Annotated in this window: 1 protein-coding gene; it reads right to left on the reverse strand. The window is 33.9% G+C overall.

The annotated features are described in order from the left end of the window. Positions 1 to 233 (reverse strand): hypothetical protein (locus tag R2R70_RS23395; protein ID WP_410979406.1); only part of this gene is annotated, 233 nt, incomplete at both ends.

Raw genomic sequence — 233 nt, forward strand, 5'->3', positions numbered from 1 at the left:
ATCCTTGAATTGAGGAAATCTCATTATAAACATCGAAACATAGTATCTAATCTTCTTTTCGTCCTTTAAATTGACAAAAAATTCAAAAATTTGATCTGAAGTCGGAAGCCCATATCTATCGATCATATTACCCAGAGTTGCAACAATATTAATTACAAAATTAACATCCTTGTAGTCGCTCCCTGCAAACTCAAGCAATCTGTTAGCGAGTTTTGGCTCAGATAGATACTGTC

The sequence above is a fragment of the Cobetia sp. SIMBA_158 genome (assembly GCF_046566945.1).
Lineage (GTDB): Bacteria > Pseudomonadota > Gammaproteobacteria > Pseudomonadales > Halomonadaceae > Cobetia > Cobetia amphilecti.